The organism is Brachybacterium alimentarium (assembly GCF_002332425.1).
GTDB lineage: Bacteria > Actinomycetota > Actinomycetes > Actinomycetales > Dermabacteraceae > Brachybacterium > Brachybacterium alimentarium.
The window spans coordinates 1-4,833 of sequence record NZ_NRGS01000060.1 but is presented as its reverse complement, the minus strand read 5'-3'; the positions used below and the strand labels follow the sequence as shown (position 1 = coordinate 4,833).

General features: G+C 69.9%; 3 protein-coding genes. 2 read left to right on the top strand and 1 reads right to left on the bottom strand.

What is annotated here, in order from left to right; translation table 11 throughout:
* Positions 1-91: 91 nt before the first annotated feature.
* Positions 92-2,233: an NAD(+) synthase gene (locus tag CIK71_RS17310; RefSeq protein ID WP_096166908.1), complete on the bottom strand. Its 2,142-nt coding sequence runs from the start codon at positions 2,231-2,233 to the stop codon at positions 92-94.
* 321 nt (positions 2,234-2,554) lie between these two features.
* Between CIK71_RS17310 and CIK71_RS17305 the strand changes: the two genes are divergently transcribed.
* Together CIK71_RS17305 and CIK71_RS17295 are read left to right on the top strand one after the other, a co-directional pair.
* Complete coding sequence (locus CIK71_RS17305) at positions 2,555-3,418, top strand: carbohydrate ABC transporter permease (protein WP_096166907.1); 864 nt, start codon at positions 2,555-2,557, stop codon at positions 3,416-3,418.
* 13 nt (positions 3,419-3,431) lie between these two features.
* Positions 3,432-4,514: a carbohydrate ABC transporter permease gene (locus CIK71_RS17295; RefSeq protein WP_275542214.1), complete on the top strand. Its 1,083-nt coding sequence runs from the start codon at positions 3,432-3,434 to the stop codon at positions 4,512-4,514.
* The last annotated feature ends 319 nt before the right edge of the window (positions 4,515-4,833 follow it).

Here is a 4,833-nt window from a genome sequence, read left to right as displayed (position 1 = left end):
GATGTCCTGCGACATAACACCGATGCCCGAGCTGGCATCGGTCCTCAGGCCACAAAACTCGACACAGCGAGCGGTGGCATACGCCGGCGGATCAGTCTCCCGGCACCTCGACCTCGAGCTCGGCGATCCAGGCCTTCGACGTCGCGTCCGAGGGCATCCGCCAATCGCCGCGGGGGGACAGCGAGCCGCCGGCCAGCACCTTCGGGGCGTTCGGGGCGGCGGAGCGCTTGAACTGGTTGGAGAAGAAGCGGCGGGTGAACACGGTCAGCCAGTGCTTGATCTCGGCGCGGGTGTAGGCGCGCTTGTCGCCGTCGACGTATCCGGCGGGCCACTCGCCGGCCTCGAGGTCGCCCCAGGCCTGATGGGCGAGGTAGGCGATCTTGGCGGGGCCGTAGCCGCGGCGCAGCTGGTGATAGAGCGTGAAGTCGTGCAGCGCGTAGGGCCCGATCGAGTCCTCGGTGGACTGCGCCTTCTCCCCCTGTTTGGTGGGGATCAGCTCCGGGGAGATCTCGGTGTCGAGCACGGCCTGCAGCAGATGCCCGGTCGCCTCATCGAACAGGCCCTCGGCGATGACCCAGCGGATCAGATGCTGGATGAGGGTCTTGGGCACGCCGGCGTTCACGCCGTAGTGCGACATCTGGTCGCCCACGCCGTAGGTGCACCAGCCCAGGGCCAGCTCGGAGAGGTCGCCGGTGCCCACGACGATGCCGCCGTGGTGGTTGGCCAGGCGGAACAGGTAGTCATAGCGCATGCCGGCCTGGACGTTCTCGAAGGTCACGTCATAGACCTCCTCGCCGCTGCCGGCCGGGTGACCCATGTCGCTCAGCATCTGGGTGGAGGCGGGGCGGATGTCGATCGTCTCGAAGCTCGCCCCGATCGCCTCGGAGAGCAGCTCGGCGTTCGAACGGGTGTGCTCGGTGGTCGCGAAACCGGGCATCGTGTAGGCGAGGATCTCGGAGCGGTCGCGGCCCAGCAGGTCCATCGCCCGGGCGCACACGATCAGCGCATGGGTGGAATCCAGGCCGCCCGAGACACCGATGACCGGCCGCGTGCCGCCGGGCGTGTCCCCGCCGATCGCCTTCAGCCGACGCACCAGGCCCGCGACCTGGATGGAGAAGGCCTCGTAGCTGTCCTGCGCGAGGCGCGCGGGATCGTCGGGCACGAAGGGGAAGCGGTGCAGCGGCCGGCGCAGCGGACCGGTTGCCGGGTGCGGCGTCGGGGGCTCGTCGTCCTCGAACGGGCCGAACAGGTGCGCCTCGTGCCATCCCTCGAACTTCGCGAGCGCGTCGGCGTGAGTGCGGCGATTGTCGTCGAACGTGCTCTGGCGGCGCCGCTCGGCGACGACCCGGTCGAGGTCCACGTCCACGATCGTGGCGCGCGGGCCCTGTGGGAAGCGCTCGGACTCCCCCAGCAGGTTCCCGCACTCGTACACGAAGGTCTGGCCGTCCCAGGCGAGGTCGGTCGTCGACTCCCCCTCGCCGGCGGCGGCGTAGACGTACGCGGCCTGGCAGCGGGCCGACGCGGAGCGCGCGAGCAGTTTCCTCTCCTCCGCCCGGCCGACGGTGATCGGCGAGCCGGACAGGTTCGCGACGACGGTCGCGCCGGCGAGCGCGGCCTCGGCCGACGGCGGCACCGGCACCCACATGTCCTCGCAGATCTCGACGTACAGCTTCAGGCCCGGGACGTCGTCGACCGTGATGATCGCGTGCGGGGTGAGCAGGTGCTCGTCGCCGTCGATGCGCACCAGCACGTCGGCGGCGTCGTCCCCGGGAGCGAACCAGCGGCGCTCGTAGAACTCACGGTAGGTGGGCAGGTTCTGCTTCGGCGAGATGCCGAGGATCTCGCCGCGGTGGATGACGACGGCGCAGTTGAAGATCCGGGAGCGGTCGCGGGCCCGCAGCGGAGCGCCGACCACGATGATCGGCAGGAGCTCACGGCTCGCCTCGACGAGGGTGGCCACCGCCTGCTCGGCGGCGTCCAGCAGAGGCTCCTGCAGCACGAGGTCCTCCAGCGAGTACCCGGTCAGCGACAGCTCGGGGAACACGGCCAGCCCGACCTGCTGCTCGTGCAGGTCGCGCAGCTGCTCGAGGTGACGCTCGGCGTTCGTGGCGGGGTCGGCGAGCGCGACCGGGAGGGTCACCGCCGCGACCCGCACGAAGCCGTGGTCGTAGATGCTGGCGTGGGGGTCGGTGACCGGCGCGTCGGCGCCTGCGGATTCCGTCGCTGAGCTCATGTGCCGAGCGTAATGGAGCGCCGCGCCGCCGACGTGACACCACCGCCGATCCGCCGCGGCGGCAGTCGGCCGACCGGGCGCTCGGGCGCTCGGGCGCTCGGGCGCTCGGGCGCTCGGTAGAGGGTCCGATCGGATCACCTGGAAGCTGCGCCGTTCGGATCATGTGGAAGCTCCGCCGTCGGCCGACGGGTGCGGGATTCTGCCGGCGGGTGCATTCCCGAGCCTGCCGGCCCACCTGCACCTGATCCTGCCGAATCCTCGCCGCCTGCTATACCGTGACCTGGTGAATCGTCGCCAGTTTCTGCATCGAGGGGAGGCCCGATGAACGCCCGTCGGCCGCTCCTGGGATGGCTGCTGATCGCGCCCAGCCTGATCGGGGTGACCGCCTTCCTGATCCTGCCGGTGCTGCTCGCCTTCGTGGTCTCGCTGTTCCGCTGGGATCTGCTGGGCACGCGGGACTTCATCGGCCTGGACAACTACGCCTCTCTGCTGGCCGACGGGGCGCTGATCAACTCGCTCGTGGTCACGGCGCTGTTCACGCTGATCTCCGTGCCGGTCTCGATCGCGCTCGGTCTGGCCCTCGCCTCCCAGCTGGTGCGGGCGCTGCCGGGATCGGCGATCGTGCGGGTGATCGTGGTGGTCCCGTGGGTGTGCGCGCCGCTCGCGCTGGGCGTGGTGTGGAAGTGGATCTTCCAGCCGTCGGTCGGCGCGCTGAACCAGATCCTCGGGGTGCGCATCGAGTGGCTCACCGATCCGAGCCTCGCGCTGCCCGCCGTGGCCTTCGTGGCGATCTGGCAGAACGTCGGCTACATCTCGCTGTTCTTCCAGGCCGGCCTGTCCCGGATCCCCGGCTCGATCTACGAGGCGGCGCGGATCGACGGCGCGGGCCCCTGGCCGACCATGCGCTATATGACCATCCCGCTGCTGCGGCCCACCACGTTCTTCCTGGCCGTCACGCAGGTGGTCGCGAGCTTCCAGGTGTTCGACATGGTCTATGCGCTCACCGGCGGAGGCCCCCAGCACCGCACCGAGGTGATCGCGTCGCTGGTCTACCACGAGGCGTTCACGTCCTCGAGCCTGGGCCGGGCGAGCGCCGTCGCGGTCATCCTGTTCGTGCTGCTGGTGATCATCACGCTGATCCAGCAGCGCTATTTCGCCCGCCGCATCACCTACGACATGAGCTGAGGGGAGGCAGACGATGCAGCACCGCACCCAGCCCCACGGGGCTCACGGGGCCGATCGCCCCGACGGGGCCGACGGGTCCCACCAACCCAATGGGGCTGCCGGGGAGAACGGGGCCAACGGGGCCAACGGGGCCAACGGTCCCTCCGGCCCCGTCCGATCCGGTGGCGCCGACGTCTCCACGGCGCCCCCGGCGCAGGCCAACGTCGGCCGCTCCCCCGCAGCGTCCCATCGACCAGCTCCCCGCCGACGCCGCGGCTCCGGCTCGATGCAGATGCGTGCCCTGGCGGGCTACGCCGGCACGTACGTGGTGCTCGCCGTCGCCGCCGTGCTCACGCTGGGCCCGTTCCTCTTCTCCGTGCTGACGGCCTTCACCCGCTCCCAGCAGTTCGCGCAGGAGGGTCCGCTCTCGATCCCCTCCCCGCCGGCACTGGAGAACTTCGTGTCCCTGTTCACCTCGGCGGACGGCTTCGTGACTCCGGTGGCGGTCACCGTGCAGGTGGTCGCCGTCATCCTGGTGGGGCAGATGGTGTTCTCGGTGCTCGCCGCCTATGCCTTCGCCCAACTCCGTTTCCCTGGGCGTGACCTGCTGTTCTGGGTGTACGTCGCCACGCTGATGGTGCCTCAGGTGGTCGTCGTGGTGCCGCTGTATCTGATGATGAGCGAGGTAGGTCTGCGCAACACCTTCTGGGCGCTGATCCTTCCGTTCGTGCTCGGCTCCCCCTACGCGATCTTCCTGCTGCGGGAGAACTTCCGCGGGGTGCCCACCGAGCTGATGGACGCGATGCGCATCGACGGTGCCGGCACCCTGCGCCTGCTCTGGCACCTGGTCGTGCCGCTGAACCGGCCGATCATCGTCACGCTGGTGCTGATCACGGTGGTCACGCACTGGAACAACTTCATGTGGCCGATGGTGATCACCTCCGGGCCCGAGTGGCGCGTGATCACCGTGGCGACCTCAGCGCTGCAATCGCAGTACAACAACAACTGGACGCTGGTCATGGCGGGCACCACCCTCGCGATGCTGCCCCTGGTGATCCTCATGATCGTGTTCCAGAAGCAGATCACGAACTCGGTGGGCGACACGACGATGCGCTGAGCGGAGCCACCCCTCCGGCGCCCTCCCGCACTCCGGCCCCGGCCCTGTTCCCGCCCCCGGCCCTGCCCCCGACGTGTCCCCGACAAATGTCGCCTGGGGACCCATGTCAGCAGCCCACATAGGTCCCCAGGCGACATTTGCACGCGCCCCCCCCTGCACGCGGCCGGACACGACGTCGCAGGCGTGAGCTGCCCCCACGCAGCACGGCCCCGACCAGCGGATGCGAAACCCGCCCCGCCCCTGCCCCCGCCAAGCAGGTGGCGCGCCGAGTTTTGCACCCCCACGACCGATGCTGACCACTGTTATGTCGCAGGACATC